At 56.5% G+C, this 16,901-nt stretch carries 17 protein-coding genes; 1 reads left to right on the top strand and 16 read right to left on the bottom strand.

Annotation, left to right across the window (positions count from 1 at the left end; genetic code table 11):
• Nucleotides 1–58: 58 nt before the first annotated feature.
• From MID00_RS17290 to rpsB, 16 genes are all read right to left on the bottom strand, one after another.
• Nucleotides 59–841 (bottom strand): RNA methyltransferase, encoded by a 783-nt coding sequence (locus MID00_RS17290; protein WP_009454126.1) that lies wholly within the window; start codon nucleotides 839–841, stop codon nucleotides 59–61.
• A gap of 10 nt (nucleotides 842–851) precedes the next feature.
• On the bottom strand, nucleotides 852–1,457 hold the full coding sequence (rnhB, locus tag MID00_RS17285) for a ribonuclease HII (RefSeq protein WP_009454127.1): 606 nt from the start codon (nucleotides 1,455–1,457) through the stop codon (nucleotides 852–854).
• On the bottom strand, nucleotides 1,454–2,635 hold the full coding sequence (gene lpxB / locus MID00_RS17280; RefSeq protein ID WP_250757231.1) for a lipid-A-disaccharide synthase: 1,182 nt from the start codon (nucleotides 2,633–2,635) through the stop codon (nucleotides 1,454–1,456). Before lpxB ends, rnhB begins: the two co-directional genes overlap by 4 nt.
• 77 nt (nucleotides 2,636–2,712) lie before the next feature.
• On the bottom strand, nucleotides 2,713–3,501 hold the full coding sequence (gene lpxA / locus MID00_RS17275; RefSeq protein ID WP_254499185.1) for an acyl-ACP--UDP-N-acetylglucosamine O-acyltransferase: 789 nt from the start codon (nucleotides 3,499–3,501) through the stop codon (nucleotides 2,713–2,715).
• Between the two features lie 3 nt (nucleotides 3,502–3,504).
• Entirely contained in the window at nucleotides 3,505–3,960 is a 456-nt protein-coding gene (fabZ, locus tag MID00_RS17270; RefSeq protein ID WP_003799758.1) for a 3-hydroxyacyl-ACP dehydratase FabZ, read from the bottom strand.
• Between the two features lie 12 nt (nucleotides 3,961–3,972).
• Nucleotides 3,973–5,106 (bottom strand): UDP-3-O-(3-hydroxymyristoyl)glucosamine N-acyltransferase, encoded by a 1,134-nt coding sequence (lpxD, locus tag MID00_RS17265; protein ID WP_021446557.1) that lies wholly within the window; start codon nucleotides 5,104–5,106, stop codon nucleotides 3,973–3,975.
• A gap of 6 nt (nucleotides 5,107–5,112) precedes the next feature.
• Nucleotides 5,113–5,667 (bottom strand): OmpH family outer membrane protein, encoded by a 555-nt coding sequence (locus MID00_RS17260; protein WP_003799754.1) that lies wholly within the window; start codon nucleotides 5,665–5,667, stop codon nucleotides 5,113–5,115.
• Nucleotides 5,668–5,728: 61 nt separating this feature from the next.
• On the bottom strand, nucleotides 5,729–8,071 hold the full coding sequence (gene bamA / locus MID00_RS17255) for an outer membrane protein assembly factor BamA (protein WP_009457011.1): 2,343 nt from the start codon (nucleotides 8,069–8,071) through the stop codon (nucleotides 5,729–5,731).
• A 52-nt stretch (nucleotides 8,072–8,123) separates the two neighbouring features.
• Entirely contained in the window at nucleotides 8,124–9,446 is a 1,323-nt protein-coding gene (gene rseP, locus MID00_RS17250) for an RIP metalloprotease RseP (protein ID WP_254499184.1), read from the bottom strand.
• Nucleotides 9,447–9,457: 11 nt separating this feature from the next.
• Nucleotides 9,458–10,660: a 1-deoxy-D-xylulose-5-phosphate reductoisomerase gene (locus MID00_RS17245; RefSeq protein ID WP_250755736.1), complete on the bottom strand. Its 1,203-nt coding sequence runs from the start codon at nucleotides 10,658–10,660 to the stop codon at nucleotides 9,458–9,460.
• Between the two features lie 40 nt (nucleotides 10,661–10,700).
• On the bottom strand, nucleotides 10,701–11,555 hold the full coding sequence (locus MID00_RS17240; protein ID WP_254499183.1) for a phosphatidate cytidylyltransferase: 855 nt from the start codon (nucleotides 11,553–11,555) through the stop codon (nucleotides 10,701–10,703).
• 13 nt (nucleotides 11,556–11,568) lie between these two features.
• Nucleotides 11,569–12,333, bottom strand: a complete 765-nt coding sequence (gene uppS / locus MID00_RS17235; RefSeq protein ID WP_035271876.1) for a polyprenyl diphosphate synthase — start codon at nucleotides 12,331–12,333, stop codon at nucleotides 11,569–11,571.
• Nucleotides 12,334–12,358: 25 nt separating this feature from the next.
• Nucleotides 12,359–12,919: a ribosome recycling factor gene (gene frr / locus MID00_RS17230; RefSeq protein ID WP_009457015.1), complete on the bottom strand. Its 561-nt coding sequence runs from the start codon at nucleotides 12,917–12,919 to the stop codon at nucleotides 12,359–12,361.
• A 19-nt stretch (nucleotides 12,920–12,938) separates the two neighbouring features.
• Entirely contained in the window at nucleotides 12,939–13,655 is a 717-nt protein-coding gene (gene pyrH, locus MID00_RS17225) for a UMP kinase (RefSeq protein ID WP_003799741.1), read from the bottom strand.
• A 93-nt stretch (nucleotides 13,656–13,748) separates the two neighbouring features.
• The gene (gene tsf / locus MID00_RS17220) at nucleotides 13,749–14,627 is read right to left on the bottom strand and encodes a translation elongation factor Ts (RefSeq protein ID WP_009457016.1); all 879 of its coding nucleotides are present in this window, start codon (nucleotides 14,625–14,627) and stop codon (nucleotides 13,749–13,751) included.
• Nucleotides 14,628–14,738: 111 nt separating this feature from the next.
• Nucleotides 14,739–15,488 (bottom strand): 30S ribosomal protein S2, encoded by a 750-nt coding sequence (gene rpsB / locus MID00_RS17215; RefSeq protein WP_021446553.1) that lies wholly within the window; start codon nucleotides 15,486–15,488, stop codon nucleotides 14,739–14,741.
• A 609-nt stretch (nucleotides 15,489–16,097) separates the two neighbouring features.
• On the opposite strand from rpsB, the gene map reads away from it, so the two are divergent.
• Nucleotides 16,098–16,901, top strand: a complete 804-nt coding sequence (gene map, locus MID00_RS17210; protein ID WP_254499182.1) for a type I methionyl aminopeptidase — start codon at nucleotides 16,098–16,100, stop codon at nucleotides 16,899–16,901.

Genomic DNA, 16,901 nt, shown 5'->3' with positions numbered 1-16,901 from the left:
ACAGAATTAGCGCTTACAGGCTAACTCTGCTTGATGCTGTGAAATAAAGCCGCTGGAACTAGCGGCTGTGCTGACGACGTTGCTCGTAGAGGCACAGTGCGGTGGCAATGGCCACGTTCAAGGACTCAACACCGGGCGCCTGGGGGATAAACAGGCGTTGATTTGCCTTAGCCAGCAAGGCCGGGCTGACACCTTGGCCCTCATTACCAAAAACCCAAATCCCTTGGTCTGGCAGGCTGGACTCGTACAGGTCCTGGGTATCCGGGCCCAGAGAAGTCACCAGCACCGGCAAGGCCGCTTGTTCAAGCAATGCTACGCCATCGACCTGCTCATGGATTTGAATGGAGAAATGAGCGCCCTGCGCACTACGCAGCACTTTCTGCGACCAGACGCTAGCACAGCCCGGTGTCAGATACACCGCTTCCAGGCCCACCGCTACGGCAGTGCGCAGTACCGTGCCTACATTGCCCGGATCTTGCACCTGATCCAGCAAGATGGCGCGTTTCGTGGGAGCCGTCCAAGTCTGTCCACGAGGCACGCGGACAATAAAGCCTATGCCCTGCCCCTGACCTACTTGGGACACCGCATTCATCAACGTGGCATTGAACGTCACGCTGCTATGGCCTGGCAAGAAACGCGCCAGTTCCAGCAACTCGTCGGAGTGACGGTCCATCTCGAAAACAGCCAGTTCCGGCAAACCACGGCGTTCCAGCCACATTTGGCACAGATGAATGCCTTCCAACCAAATCAGCTGATCCCCCCCGTCCAGCTCGCGTTTATCGTGAGCCAAGCGCTGTACTCGTTTGAACAGCGCATTATCTTTGGATTCAATCAGCCTCATTGTCTTCAACTTACCTAACTAAAGATGCGCGTACCGGCGCGAAACTTCGACGATGCTCGGGACAAGGTCCGTGCTGGGACAAACGATCCAAATGCAAGGCCGTCCCGTAGCCTTTATGCTGGTCGAAACCGTATTCAGGATAGTCTCGGTGCAATTCCAGGCAGACCGCATCCCGCGCTGTTTTGGCCAAAATCGATGCGGCCGCAATGGCGGCATGGCTGGCGTCGCCTTTAATGATGGCCTCTGCCGGACAACAAAGGCCGCCTGGAATGCGATTGCCATCCACCAAGGCTTGTTCCGGTTTGACGCTCAGGCCATTACAGGCCCGCTGCATCGCCAGCATGGCGGCGTGCAAGATATTGATGTCATCAATTTCTGCCACAGTAGCACTGGCAATTTCCCAGGCTAAGGCTCTTTCCTTGATCAACACAGCCAGGGCTTCACGTCGCTTGGCGGTCAGCTTCTTGGAGTCGTTCAGGCCTTCAATGGGATTGTTCGGGTCCAGAATAACGGCAGCGGCAAAAACGGGACCGGCCAAGGGACCACGTCCTGCTTCATCCAGCCCCGCCACCAAACCTGCCGAGACATCACTGACTAATAAATCCAGCTGCTTCATGCACGCGCCATATTCAAAATGACCTCAGCCGCCAAGGCGGGGGTGTCCCGACGCAAGGTCAAATGCATCTCGGTAAAGACCTGCTCGATATGAGCTACATACTCCTGATCGCTCAAGGCTTTCCAGCACTCTTGCGCCAGCTTCTGGGGTTCGGCATCTTCTTGCAGTAGTTCAGGCACGACAAAATCGCGAGCCAGCACATTAGGCAAGCCCACCCAAGGCACATACGGTCTGTCCTGGCCGGACTTCCAACGTATGATGCGCTCCATCATGGGGCTGAGCACATACGAAATAACCATAGGACGCTTGTACAAGGCCGTTTCCAGGCTGGCGGTACCGCTGGCCACCAGCACCGCGTCACTGGCCTCCATCACCGTCCAGGCGGGTGGACGGACCACTCCTTCCGAATCCGGCTGACGAATACCCGCTGTGTTGGCATCAATAATGTGCAAGTTACGGATAGGATGCTGAACCAGAGCCTCTTCAAATTCCTGACGGCGCTTGGGATTGACCATGGGCACCAGAATCATCAGATCCGGGTCCTGGTCCTGCAAAATCTGTACGGCCTGCAAGAAGCGCGGCGACAGCATCTTGACCTCGGAGGAGCGGCTGCCAGGCAACACGCCCAGAATACGACCCGTCTCGGGCAAACCCAGGCGACGACGAGCGTCGGCCTTGTCCGGCTGCAAAGGGATATTCGCTGCCAAGGGATGGCCCACATAGGTCACCGGAATGCCTTCCTTTTCGTAGATCTCGGTCTCGAAAGGAAACAGCACCAGCATATGGGAAACCGCTTCGCGGATTTTGTGGATACGCTCGTAGCGCCAGGCCCAGATCGAGGGCCCCACAAAGTGCACCGTAGGCACACCAGCCTGACGCAAACGATGCTCCAGGCGCAAATTGAAGTCCGGGGCATCAATACCCACAAACACATCGGGACGCTGCCGCAACCATTGATTGCGCATGCCCAAATAGGTGGAGACCAGACCCGGAATACGTTTGAGCGCCTCGACGTAACCAAATACCGTCAAGGCGTCCATGGGATAGTATTGGTGAAATTGCTGGGCGGCCATCTCGGGGCCGCCTATGCCTTCTACCTGCACGCCAGGACTGCCTTGGCGCAGCCCTTGAATGATGCGAGCCGCCAGCAAGTCGCCAGACGGCTCCCCGGCCACCATTCCTATACGCAGATCCCGCTTGGCCCCTGTTTGCCCCGACCCGTCTAAACGTGCCGCTAATAGGCTGGAGGCGCTGCTCATGGTCGGCAAATACCCCGGCTGGAGTCATTCAAGAAGTCGATCATGACCTGAACCGCGGCACGGCTGTCAGGCTGCGTTTCCTGCAAGGCTTGCATTTGCTCTACCGCCTGCTCCACCGTCAGCTTGCGACGATACAGCAGCTTGTAGCTTTCCTTCACCGCCGAAATCGCTTCAGCCGAAAAGTTGCGACGGCCCAAGCCTTCACTGTTGACACCGACAGGACGGAAAGGATCGCCTGCACCGATGACGTAAGGAGGGATATCCTGACGCACCGAGCTGGTACCACCAATCATGCTGTGCGCACCGATACGACCGAACTGGTGCACGGCAGTCAAACCGCCCAGAATGGCCCAATCGCCAATATGTACGTGGCCGCCCAGCTGGACGCTATTGGCAATAATCGTGTGATTGCCAATCTGGCAATCGTGAGCAATGTGGGTGTAAGCCATGATCCAGTTGTCATTGCCAACACGGGTCACGCCTACATCCTGCACCGTGCCGGTATTGATGGTGACGTATTCACGAACCATATTGCCATCGCCGATTTCCAGGCGAGTCGGTTCTCCAGCGTACTTCTTGTCCTGCGGCATGCCCCCGATGGAGCAGAAACGGTAGAAATGGTTGTTGCGACCAATCGTGGTCACGCCATCTATCACGCAGTGAGGGCCCACTTTGGTGCCCGCCCCTATCGTGACATTGGGCCCGATAATGCTGTAAGGCCCGACCTCGACATCATCTGCAAGCTGAGCGCCTGCTTCGATGATGGCCGTTTCATGAATACGCATAAACTATTCTTCCAATTGACGGATAGCACACATAATTTTGGCTTCGGCAACCACTTGGCCATCGACCAGGGCGCGGCCTGTGTACTTGCACAAAGCGCGGCTGATGCGGTCAGCCGTCACTTCCAGACGCAACTGATCGCCTGGCATCACGGGCTTGCGGAAACGCGCGCCATCCACACCGACCAGGTAATAGGCCAGTTTGTTGTCCACTTTGGCGTACGGATCCTCGGGATCGGTAAAAGAGAACAGTGCGGCTGCCTGAGCCATGGCTTCAATGATCAAGACCCCAGGCATAACCGGCATATGCGGAAAGTGACCTGTAAAAAAGGGTTCATTCATCGACACGTTTTTAATGGCGACGATGCTCTTGCCGGGCACCAGTTCCAAGACGCGATCGACCAGCAGCATCGGGTAACGATGAGGGAGGCGATCCATAATTTGTCGAATGTCGAGTTCCATGTCCTGTCCTGCTTATTTTTGTTTATTGATATGTTCAGATGATTCATTTGCCCCATCCGCCTGCTGACGTTCCAAAGAACGCAGGCGACGGCGCAAACCGCTCAATTGTCCCAATACGGCAGCATTTTTCTGCCAGTCCTGGTGTCCTGCAAAGGGATAAACCCCGGTATAACGTCCGGGCTGGCTGATGTTGGAGGTAACAGCCGTACCGCCAGAGACGTGCACGTCATCCCCCAGAACCAGGTGTCCCGAGAGCATGGCTGCCCCGGCAATCGTACAACGTGCCCCAATCTGGGTAGAGCCGGCCACCCCCACACACGCCGCCATGGCGGTATGTTCACCGACCTGCACGTTATGACCGATCATGATCTGGTTATCCAGCTTGACGCCGTTGGCCAGCACCGTGTCGTCCAGTGCGCCACGGTCCACCGTGGTATTGGCACCGATTTCAACGTCGTCACCAATACGTACATGACCGATCTGCGCGATCTTGGCCCACGCCCCCTTCCCTTTCACGGGATCCGGTGCAAAGCCAAAACCGTCCGCGCCCAGCACCACACCCGAATGCAGAATGGCGCGTGCACCAATATGCACCTGATGGTAAAGAGTGACACGTGCGTGCAGCAAGCAGTCCTGACCCAAGGTGGAGCCTGCGCCAATTACGCAATGCGCGCCCAAACGGGTGCCCCGTCCGATCTTGACACCGGCCTCGATCACACAGAATGGCCCGACCGACACGCCTTCGCCCAAGTCAGCGCTGGGATCAATCACCGCACTGGGATGAATGCCCTGAGGCAAATCCGCCATGCGTACCTGATCAAAACGTTGCGCCAGCAGCGCGTACATCAGATAAGGTTGCGAGCACAAAACCGGGATAAAGGACGGTGCAAAGCCCAGACCTTCATAGACTTGTGGCGTCAGAATCACCACCGCAGCAGAGGTCTGCTCCAGCAGATCCTGCATCTTGGGATTGGACAGAAAGCTGATTTCCTCCGGGCCCGCAGAAAGCAAAGAGCCTAGGCCCCGAATCCGGGGCATAGGCTCTTTAATGCCTTCTGGCAGCTTGCAATCCAGTCCGGTCTTGTTGATGGCGTCTATAAGTTCAGACAGCTGTACAGCCTGATCAACGTTCAGCAATACCGGCATAGTGCATCAACCGCCCAGTGCTTTCAGAACTTCCTCGGTGATGTCCACACGTGGGCTAACCGTAACGGCGTCCTGAATGATCAGGTCGTAGCCTTGGGAGTCAGCAATACGCTTGATGGCGGCATCAGCCTGCTCAACAATGGCCGAGAACTCTTCGTTGCGGCGACGGTTGAAGTCTTCCTGGAATTCGCGACGCTTGCGCTGCAAATCGGAATCCAGATCAGCCAGCTGACGCTGACGCTTCACACGGTCAGACTCGGACAGAACAGGAGCGTCCTTGTCGAACTTCTGAGCTTGCGAACGCAGGTTGTTGGCCATGCGCTCCAGTTCTTCGTCGCGACGCTTGAATTCTGCTTCGATTTTGGTCTGGGCAGCTTTGGCGGGCTTGGAATCACGCAAGATACGCTCTGTGCTGACAAAACCGATTTTGGTCTGTGCCTGAACAACAGGTGCAGCGGTCATGGCGCCGACACCCAGCGCGGCAGCCAGAACGAGCGCTTTATTGCCACGCGACAAGCTGCGGGCGATGTTTGTAAGTTTTAATGCGATGTTTGACTTCATGAAAAATCTACCTTGCTAATTAGGCTGCAGAATAGTGCAATTGTGCCACTAAACACGAACATCAGAAAGCGGTACCAATCTGGAACTGGAAGGCTTGTTTGTCGTCACCTTCCTTGGCGCGCAAGGCGCGACCGTAGGACAGCTGCAAAGGACCGAGCGGGGATTCCCACGACAAGCCCAGACCTGCAGCGTACTTCCAACCGCATGGGTCTTCCGACAAACGATCAGGGCGACCCATTGCACAACCACCGCTAGTGTTGTCGACCTTACCGGCATCGGCAAAGACGAACCAACGTAACGTGCGGTCACGTGACGCGCCCGGGAAAGGCAGGTACAGCTGGGCGTTGGCGATCATGCGACGCGAACCACCCAGGTAGTCACCGGTCAAGGTGTCTCGACCACCCAAGGATGCGCCTTCATAGCCACGTACCGAACCGATACCACCGGCGTATACGTTCTTGATGACCGGGAAGGTCTTGCCACCAATGCTGCGACCATAGTCAATGGCACCATTCAGAGCCAATGTATACGCACGACCCAATGGAATGTAGTGCTGGTGGCTGGCGCGCAGCATGTAGTAGCGCAGGTCCACGGTACCCATATCCGCCGACAAGCTGGTCAGGCTACCCTTGTTGGGAGCAATCGCGCTGTCACGGGTATCTTTGGACCAACCCAGATTAAAAATAAACGTATTGGTGCGCTCACCGTACTCGTTCACATAATCCTGATAGGCACGTGGCGTGTACTGGGGGCTCAGGCGTGAGAGCTTGTTCTGCTCAAAGTTCACACCCATGAAAATACGGTCGTACTCGGAAATAGGCACGCCAAAGTTCAAGCCCGCACCAATGGCGGTGTTCTGGTAATCACCCCAACCATCATTGGACTGGTAAGGCGTGGTACGACGGTAGTAAATCGAGGTGGTTTTGCTGATGCCGTCACCCGTCCAGAAAGGATTGGTGTGGCTGATCACCGCCGCACGGTTCACCTTACTGGTATTGACCTGCAAGGACAGACTATTACCGCTACCGAAGATGTTGTCCTGGCTGATACCTGCCGACAACATCAACTTGTCAGTGGAGCCGTAACCAATACCCAGGTTAACCAAGCCGGTGGGCTTTTCTTTCACGTCCACGTTTACGTCGACCTGGTCAGGCGAACCGGGCACAGGCTTGGTGTTCACGTCCACTTCATTGAAGTAGCCCAGACGGTCAATACGGTCACGCGAGAACTTGATGGCGTCCGAGTCATACCAGGCCGCTTCTTGCTGACGCATTTCACGACGTACCACTTCATCACGGGTACGGACGTTTCCGCCCACCTCGATACGACGCACATACACGCGACGACCGGGATCGACGTAGAAGGTCAAGTCAGCCGTGTGATTTTCGCGATCCAGAACCGGATTCGGGTTGGCATTGGCAAACGCATAACCCAGGCCACCCAGGTATTCGGTAATCGATTTCACAGTGGCGCTGGTTTTGTCCGAGGAGAAGACCTCGCCTTCTTTCTGCTGCACCAGAGGCTGGATCTTGTCCTCCAGACCCAGCAGATCACCCGCCAGCTTGACACTGCTCAGTTTGTAGGGCTGGCCTTCGTGGATGGTCAAGGTGATGAAAATATCTTTGCGATCCGGGGAAATCGAAACCTGAGGAGCCTCGGCGGAGTACTCCAGAAAGCCGCGATTCAGGTAGTAGGAGCGGATGCGCTCCATATCGCCTTCCAGCTTCTCGCGGGAGTACTTATCGGTACCGGTGTACCAGGTCATCATGCCCGAAGTCGTCAGTTCCATCTGATCGAGCAAGTCACCTTGCGAGACGGCTTCCGTACCGACGATGCGGATTTCCTTGATCTTGGCCAGACCGCCTTCAAAGATGTCAAAGCTGACACCGACGCGGTTACGTGGCAAGGGCGTGATGATGGGCGTGATTTCCACACCGTACTTGCCCTTGGACAGGTATTGTTGTTTCAGCTCGAATTCGGCACGTTCCAGCATGGAACGGTCAAAAACCCGGCCTTCTCCAAAGCCTACCTGAGCCAGGGAGTTGGTAATATTCTTCGCATCGAACTCGCGCATGCCATTAAAGGACACCGACGCGATGGTTGGGCGCTCTTTGACGTTGACGATCAGCACATTGGTGCTGGTGTCAATTTGCACGTCGCTGAAAAAGCCTGTGGCGTACAAACGCTGAATCGCGTCTGCGGCCTGCTCTTCCGAGAAGGACTCACCGACCTTGACAGGCAAGGACGAGAACACGGCGCCGGGGTCGACCCGCTGGATGCCGTTGACTTGAATATCGCGCACGACAAACGGTGCAAATGCATTCGCCAAGGCGGGAGCAAGCAGACTTGCCACCAATACGGGCAGAACACGCAACGCAAAAGTAGGTTTCCGGCTAAACGACATCCTGGACAATCCTTGGTCGGTCAAATGGTTGGAAATTGTATGCCACCCGCCCTCAACTGAAAAGGCGGGTGATGTCATTAAAAAAAGCAATACTCATCAGCAGGGCCAACAAGGCCAGGCCCAGGCGCTGACCGACAAGCATCATACGCTCCGAAGCGGGCTTGCCGCGCACAGCTTCGATGGCATAGTACAGTAGATGTCCCCCGTCCAACATAGGTACGGGCAACAAATTCAGTAAACCGATGCTAATACTGATCAAGGCCAGGAAATTCAGGTAGGCGATCAAGCCAATACGTGCTGTCTGGCCCGCATAATCCGCAATAGTAACCGGCCCGCTGACATTACGTACAGAGACTTCCCCCGTAATCATGCGCCCGATCATCTTCAAAGAGAACCAGAAGGTCTGCCCGGTACGGGTAAATCCGCGTTCCACGCTCTCGATCGGCCCATAACGCACCAGTGTCATGGGCATATCCATAGCCACTTTTGCACCGATACGCCCCTGCGCATTGGCATCACCTTCAGGAGCGAGGAGCAGGCGTTGAATTTCGCCGTCCCGCAGCACGTCAAGCTCCAGTGTCTTGCCTGCGGATTGTTGCACCTTTTGAACGAAAGCCGTGATCCCGGGCTCGATCAAATCATCCAGCCGGATAATAAGGTCACCCTCCCGCAGGCCTGCCTGTTCGGCTGCCGTATCTTTAAACACCTCTTGGACGATGGATCGCGCCGGACGCAGCATCAATCCTGCCTGGGCCATCAAGTCCTGCCCGTCTGGCAAAATCTCGCCCGCCGGTAATCTCAAGTAACGATTTTTTTCCTGTCCAAGCGGGTCCTTGACGCCCACTTCCAGCTCGCCACCCGAGGACAAGGCATCCATAAAGGCCCAACGCGCCTGCAACCAGGAGTCCACCGGCTTGCCATCGACAGAGACCAGGCGATCTCCAGCCTCGAACCCAGCTTGTGCGGCGGGTGTCCCTTCTGGAACGGGGCCAATTTGCGCAATAGGCTCTTGAGTACCCAGCAAGCCCACAAAGGCATAGATCACCACGGCCAGAATCAGGTTGGCCATCGGGCCCGCCAGCACAATCGCGGCGCGTTGTCGCAGGGGTTTGTGGTTGAAAGATTCGTCGATCTGCGCCTGCGTGGCATGAGCAGGCGGATCATTTTGCATGGCGACGTAGCCGCCCAAGGGCAAGGCCGAGACGGCCCATTCGGTGCCATTCTTGTCAGAACGGCGGTACAACACCTTGCCAAAACCAATCGAAAACCGCTCTACCCGTACCCCGCAACGACGGGCCACCCAGTAGTGGCCCAGCTCGTGAAAGGTCACCAGCACGCCCAACGCCACCAAGAAAGCCAGCACGGTAAAGAGCATGTTAAGTCCTGTTAAATACGCGCAGAGCTTCGACAGTAATCCAGCGCCAGCGAACGGGTTTCGCTATCGAGCTCCAAGACCCCGTCCAGAGCATCCAAGGCCTGGCTGGCACGGCCATTGAGCTTGTCCAGACAATGCTCGATCACAGCCGGAATCTGAGTATAGCCAATCTGCCGCTCCAGGAAGCGGTCTACGGCGATTTCATTGGCGGCGTTCAAGGTTACGCAGGCGGCCTGACTGCTGCGCAAGGCATCATAGGCCAGTCGCAAACAGGGGAAACGCAGAAAATCGGGCTGCTCAAAATCCAGACGTCCCATTGTGGCCAGATCCAGCAAGCCTACGCCGCTATACAAACGCTCCGGAAAGCCCAGACCGTAGGCAATCGCCGTACGCATGTCAGGCTGACCCAATTGCGCCATGACGGAACCGTCTATGTACTCGACCATGGAGTGAATCACACTTTGCGGATGCACCACCACATCAATCTGGTCAACAGGCACTGAAAACAGCCAATGCGCCTCGATTACTTCCAGACCTTTATTCAGCATGGTGGCCGAGTCCACCGAAATTTTGCGGCCCATGCTCCAGTTAGGATGCGCGCAGGCCTGCTCGGGGGTCACTCCCTCCAACTCGGACAGATTGCGCGAGCGGAAAGGTCCACCGGAAGCGGTTACCAGAAGACGGCGCAGAGCCGCAACTGGCTGACCGGGTTCTGGCGGCAGCTCACCCGCCAGGCATTGGTAGATGGCGCTGTGCTCAGAGTCAATGGGCATCAACTGCGCCCCACCCTCTTGCACGGCTTGCATGAAGATACGACCTGCGGCAACCAGCGCCTCTTTATTAGCCAGCAGCACACGCTTGCCAGCACGTGCAGCGGCCAGGGCCGAGGGCAAACCTGCGGCGCCGATAATCGCGGCCATGACAGTAGTGACTTGCGGATCGGCAGCCGTGTCGGCCAGCGCCTGAGCACCTACCCGAATCTCTGGCAAGGCACCGCCCTGCCACGCGGCCAGAAAGCGGCTACGCGCAGCTTCATCCGGCACGAGGACAACACGGGCTGCGCTGTTACGAGCTTGCTCGGCCAACAGCTCCATGCGAGTGTGGCCGCTCACGGCATAAACCGCCATCCGATCGGGATGACGAGCAATCACATCCAGTGTGCTGATACCAATAGAGCCAGTGGCCCCTAACACACATACATGCTGGAAACTCATGAGTTCTTCCTTGACGCAAACACTTTGAATCCACGCAGGACTAAAAGAGCCACGCCCCACTTAGCAGCAAGGCCACGGGAGCAACCGGCAGCAAGGCGTCGATACGGTCGTACACCCCACCATGACCGGGCAATAATTGACTGGAATCTTTAACAGCGGCACGACGCTTGAGCAGGGACTCGAACAAGTCACCCACGATAGACAGAGCCGCCAGCGCAAGGCCCAAAGCAGCCGTGGCGACCCAGCCCCAGCGCTGCTGCACATCGGCACCGAAACTGCCGGCCCAATTTGCGCTGATCAACATCCATGCAGCAGCGGCAACCATACCACCGAGCGCTCCAGCCCAGGTCTTGCCAGGGCTGACACGCGGGGCCAGCTTGGCTTTACCGAAGGCACGTCCAGCGAAATAAGCAGCGATGTCTGCCACCCAGATCAGGACCAGCAAGGAGAGCACATAGACAATGCCCTGCGTATGCAGGAACAGATACAGGCTGGCCCAGGCAACCAAAGGAGCCAGTACACCCATCACGCTGAGCAAGACCCCTTGCGCACGCTGTGTGGCCTGAGCTTGCAGCACCAGCCCGGTAGCGCCGACGACCCACAAGACCGCCATCAGGGGCACCAGACCACGGTAGACCAAATCGGCCGCCTGCCCTTGCGGGCCGGTGTGATACCAGTGCACGCTTAGCCACAGCATCAAGGCACCGTTGAGCATGGCCAGGGGCCAGGCCCAACGCTGCTGCTCCTGGGTCAAACTCAGGCGCTCCCATTCCCAGCAAGCCAGCGTACTCATCAGGACAAAAATAGCCAGCAATGGCCAGCGCACGGGGACAAGCATGGCCGCGCCCAGAATGACCAGCAGGATCAGGGCGGTGATGACTCGTTGTTTCAACATAGATAAGGCTCCGTCAAGGCGCGGGGCTACCCTGCACCTGGGCACTGGTGCGCCCAAAGCGCCGCTCGCGCCCACGATACCACTCGAAGGCCTGCTCCAGCTGCGCCCGGTCAAAATCCGGCCAGTACGCGTCTGTAAAGTACAGTTCGGTATAGGCCATCTGCCAGATCAAAAAATTGGAAATGCGGCGCTCTCCGCCCGTGCGGATGAACAGATCCGGTTCGGGGGCGTAAGACATCGCCAAATAGGGACTGAACATGGCCTCATCCAGTTGTTCAGGATGATCGACCAAATGGGGATTGGCAGCCAAGGCCTTTCGGGTCGCCTGCAAAATATCCCAACGACCACCGTAATTGGCGGCAATCGTCAAATGCAAGGTGTCGTTATCACGCGTTTGTTCTTCTGCATCGGCAATCAGCCCGCGCAATTCTTCGCTAAATGCGGATAGCTCACCAATAATATGAAGTCGGACGCCGTTTTTTTTCAGTGTTGCCACTTCTTTTTGCAGCATCTTGACGAACAGCCCCATCAACAGAGACACCTCTTCAGGAGGGCGTCGCCAGTTCTCGGAGCTGAAAGCAAACAGGGTCAAATAACGCACGCCGAGCTCGCCACAGGCCTCGACAATACGCCGGACGGTTTGCACACCACGCAAGTGCCCTGCCGTGCGTGGCAAAAGACGACGGGTTGCCCATCGTCCATTGCCGTCCATGACAATCGCCAGGTGGCCAGGAACCTGACCGTGTTCCGGAATAGTTTGGGTAGAACTGAAAGAAATCACCTAGCCACCTGTGCAAAAGCCGTTAGACCGTCATGATCTCGGCTTCTTTCTGGGCGATCAGCTTGTCGACTTCAGCCACATACTTGTCGGTCAGCTTCTGGATTTCGTCCTGGGCGCGACGCTCGTCGTCCTCGGAGATTTCCTTGTCCTTGACTTGCTTTTTGAGCGTGTCATTGGCGTCACGACGCAGGTTGCGAATGGCGACCTTGGCATCTTCGCCTTCGCCACGCACCACTTTGGCCAGATCGCGACGGCGCTCTTCGGTCAGCGCAGGCATGGGCACACGAATGCTCTCGCCCATCGAGATGGGGTTCAGACCCAACTCGTTGTCACGAATGGCTTTTTCAATCGGGCCAGCCATATGCTTTTCCCACACTTGCACGTTCAGCGTGCGAGCATCCACCACCGTGATGTTGCCCACCTGGCTGACCGGCACCATGGAGCCGTAGTACTCAACCTGAATGTGATCGAGCAAGCCTGCAGTAGCACGGCCAGTGCGAATTTTGGCCAGGCCTGTCTTGAGAGACTCGAGGGACTTACCCATCCGGCTGTCGGTCGATGCTTTAATCTCGGAAAGACTCATGGACTAAATTCCTATAACTTTAAACGTGAACCAGGGTGCCTTCATCTTCACCAGAGACCGCGCGCGTCAAGGCGCCGGGCTTGTTGATGGAGAACACTTTGATCGGCAGTTTCTGATCGCGACACAAGGCAAAGGCGGTCGCGTCCATCACTTCCAGACGGCGTACGATAGCCTCATCAAAGCTGATACGCGAGTAACGCGTCGCACCTGGGTCTTTATTGGGATCGGCACTGTAGATGCCGTCGACTTTGGTCGCTTTCAGTACGATTTCCGCACCCACTTCGGCGCCGCGCAAGGCTGCTGCCGTATCGGTGGTAAAGAACGGGTTGCCCGTACCGGCTGCAAAAATAACAACTTTGTTTTCTTCCAGGTAACGCAGTGCCTTGGGACGAATGTAAGGCTCTACGACCTGCTCAATATTCAGGGCAGATTGCACACGGGCATCCAGGCCACGGTGCTTCAAGGCATCTTGCAAGGCCAGCGCATTCATGACGGTAGCCATCATGCCCATGTAGTCGGCTGTCGCACGATCCATGCCCTGGGCACCTGGAGCGATGCCGCGAAAGATATTGCCCCCGCCAATCACGATAGCCAGCTGTACCCCCAACTGGGCAACCTGGGCGATCTCCTCCGTCATGCGAATGATTGTGCTGCGATTAATACCGAACGAGTCCTCGCCCATCAGCGCTTCGCCGGAGAGCTTCAACAGAACACGTTTGTAATGAGGGGTAGTCATGGGTGGGATTCCAAGTGACGAAGACAGAAGAGAGTGTAAAGCAGCAGGGCAGGCACCGCCACTACGGTGCCTGCCCTGCAAAAACAAGCTAGATTAGGCTTGACCGGCAGCGGCAGCTACCTCAGCGGCGAAATCTTCAACACGCTTCTCAATGCCTTCACCCACAACGTACAGGGTAAAGCCAGCGATCGATGCTTTTTTCTCGTCCAGCATTTGCTGCACGCTTTGCTTGTCGTTCTTGACGAAAGGCTGGCTCAGCAGAGTCACTTCTTTCAGGAACTTGGCAACAGCGCCGTCAACCATTTTGGTGACGATGTCAGCAGGCTTGCCCGATTCAGCGGCTTTCTGAGCAGCCACGGAGCGCTCGGCTTCGATCTCGGCAGCGTCAACACCCGAAGCGTCCATGGCTTTAGGACGAGTCGCGGCGATGTGCATGGCCAGGTCTTTACCCACTTCTTCGTCGCCACCGGCGAAATCAACCAATACGCCGATCTTGCCACCGTGAACGTAGCTGGCCAGTTGGCCGGCTGTTTCGTAGCGCTGGAAGCGACGGATAGAGATGTTTTCACCAATTTTGCCAACCAGAGCAGCGCGCACGGTCTCGACATTGCTGTCGGCCAGTGGCAGTTCAGCCAAAGCGGCCAGATCTGCCGGGTTGTTCTTGGCGACCAGTTGGGCGACGTCGTTGATAAAGCCGATGAAGTCATCGTTCTTGGCAACAAAGTCGGTTTCGCAGTTAACTTCAACTACGGAGCCGGTCTTGGCATCGTCAGCGATGTAAACAGAAACCAGGCCTTCAGCGGTAACGCGGGTAGCTGCTTTGCTAGCCTTGCTGCCCAGCTTCACGCGCAAGATTTCTTCAGCACGTGCCATATCGCCGTCGGCTTCGGTCAGTGCTTTTTTGCATTCCATCATGGGCGCGTCGGTTTTCTCGCGCAATTCTTTAACCATCGATGCGGTGATTTGAGCCACGGTTTTCTCCAATTCTGTAGAACATGCCCCGGCAAGCCGGGGCGATACGAAGGATCACTGTAGCTGTCTGCCATGACAACTGATGGTGTCTGGCAGACAGCGGTGAGCCTGTTACTCCTGGGTGTCAGCCTGAACTTCGACGAACTCTTCGTCAGCGGCGATTTCTTCAACCAGACCGTTCAGGTTCTGTTCGCGGCCAGCCAGCACGGCGTCAGCCATGCCACGGGCGTACAGAGCGATAGCCTTGGCCGAGTCATCGTTACCAGGGATCACGTAATCCAGACCTTCTGGCGAGTGGTTGGTGTCAACCACGGCCACCACAGGGATACCCAGAGTGCGGGCTTCAGCCACGGCAATCTTGTGGTAGCCAACGTCGATCACGAACAGGGCGTCAGGCAGGTTGTTCATGTCCTTGATACCGCCGATGGCCTTGTTCAGCTTTTCCAGTTCGCGTTCGAACATCAAGGCTTCTTTCTTGCTCATGGTTTCCAGACGACCTTCAGCCATCTGAGCTTCCATTTCTTTCAGACGCTTGATGGAAGTCTTGACCGTTTTGAAGTTGGTCATCATGCCACCCAACCAGCGGCTGTCGACGTAAGGCATGCCGCAACGTTCAGCCTCAGCAGCCACCAGTTCGCGAGCAGCGCGCTTGGTGCCTACAAACAGCACGTTGCCACCACGGGCAGCCAGTTGACGCACGAATTTGGTTGCTTCTTCGTACTGAACAACCGTTTTTTCCAGGTTGATGATGTGGATGTTGTTACGCTGGCCGAAGATGAACGGAGCCATCTTGGGGTTCCAGTAACGGGTTTGGTGGCCAAAGTGCACACCAGCTTCCAGCATTTCACGCATTAAAGACATAAAGTTCTCCAAGGGTTTGGTCTTGTAACTGCCCGGTATCCGGTAAGGGCCGCAGCCTGTGCTGCATTCCAGACACCCCGAGACGGACAGTCACGCGATTTACAACTTAAAACATAAAAACGTTGCCCAGCATGAGCGAACGCCTGCACTGCAACGGACTCACGCCTGCAGGCAGACAAGATATCTGCCATCCGGGCCCGAGCCTGAAACTTTTCTGGCTACCGCCTGCATACAGGGTACTGTTCGCAGGTGTATCCTAGAGGATTGCTTGGTCAGCATCACTTGAACAAGAACCGGGCTGCCGCCCTGTTGCTTTCGCAACGCTTGTCATCGTGTTGACCCTGTATGTGTTGTGAATTCTGCTTGTTTTTGCTGACGGGCCATGGCCCGAGGCTTCTTCCAATCTTGGGGCACGATTTCCTGATGCCTGGCTTGGCTCATCCAGCCTGAAAATTCAGGCGGCCCAAGAAAAACTGGTCAAACCAGGAAAGCCCAGATTTGGCGCGGTGTTCCGCGACACATGATCCCCCCAAACGGGACGGAGCGTAACTGCAAAATTCACAAAAGCCTATAATTCTACTATTTTTCAATAGACCTGTTCAAGTTGCTATGAGTATTCTCGTCACAGACCCCACTGATCTCGAAAAAATGCGCGCTGCTTGCCAGACCGCGGCATCCATCCTTGATTACCTGACTCCCTTTGTCAAAGCAGGTGTCACGACCGGCGAACTGGATCGCCTGTGCATGGAGCGCATCAATGAACTGGGGGTCAAATCTGCCACCGTAGGCTACGCGCCTCCTGGCTACCCACCCTTTCCAGGCTCTATTTGCACCTCCGTCAACCACGTCATCTGTCACGGCATCCCCGGCGATAAAGTGTTGAAAAATGGCGACATTCTGAATATGGACGTCACCATTATTCAAGACGGCTGGTTTGGCGACACCAGCCGTATGTACTACGTGGGCGAGCCCAGCATCCTGGCCCGCCGCCTGACTGAAACCACCTACGAATGCATGTGGCTGGGTATTGATCAAGTCAAACCCGGCGCCACCCTGGGTGATGTCGGCCACGCCATTCAGCAACACGCTGAAAAACACGGTTTTTCCGTTGTGCGCGAATACTGCGGCCATGGTGTGGGCCAGAAGTTTCACCAGGATCCGCAAGTGCTGCACTACGGCAAACCCGGCACCGGCGTAAAACTGGAACCCGGCATGATTTTCACCATCGAGCCCATGATCAACGCCGGTCGTCGCGAACTGCGCACGCTGGCTGACCAATGGACCGTGGTGACACGCGACCACAGCCTGTCGGCCCAATGGGAGCACGCGGTGCTGGTAACCGATACCGGCTACGAAGTGCTGACCGTCTCGCCCGGCATGCCTGCCCCTCCAGCCATCATCAACAAGGCCTGA

The organism is Alcaligenes sp. NLF5-7 (genome assembly GCF_024266725.1).
In the GTDB taxonomy this organism is placed as follows: Bacteria; Pseudomonadota; Gammaproteobacteria; order Burkholderiales; family Burkholderiaceae_B; genus Alcaligenes; species Alcaligenes phenolicus.
This window is presented reverse-complemented; position numbering and strand designations above follow the sequence as displayed.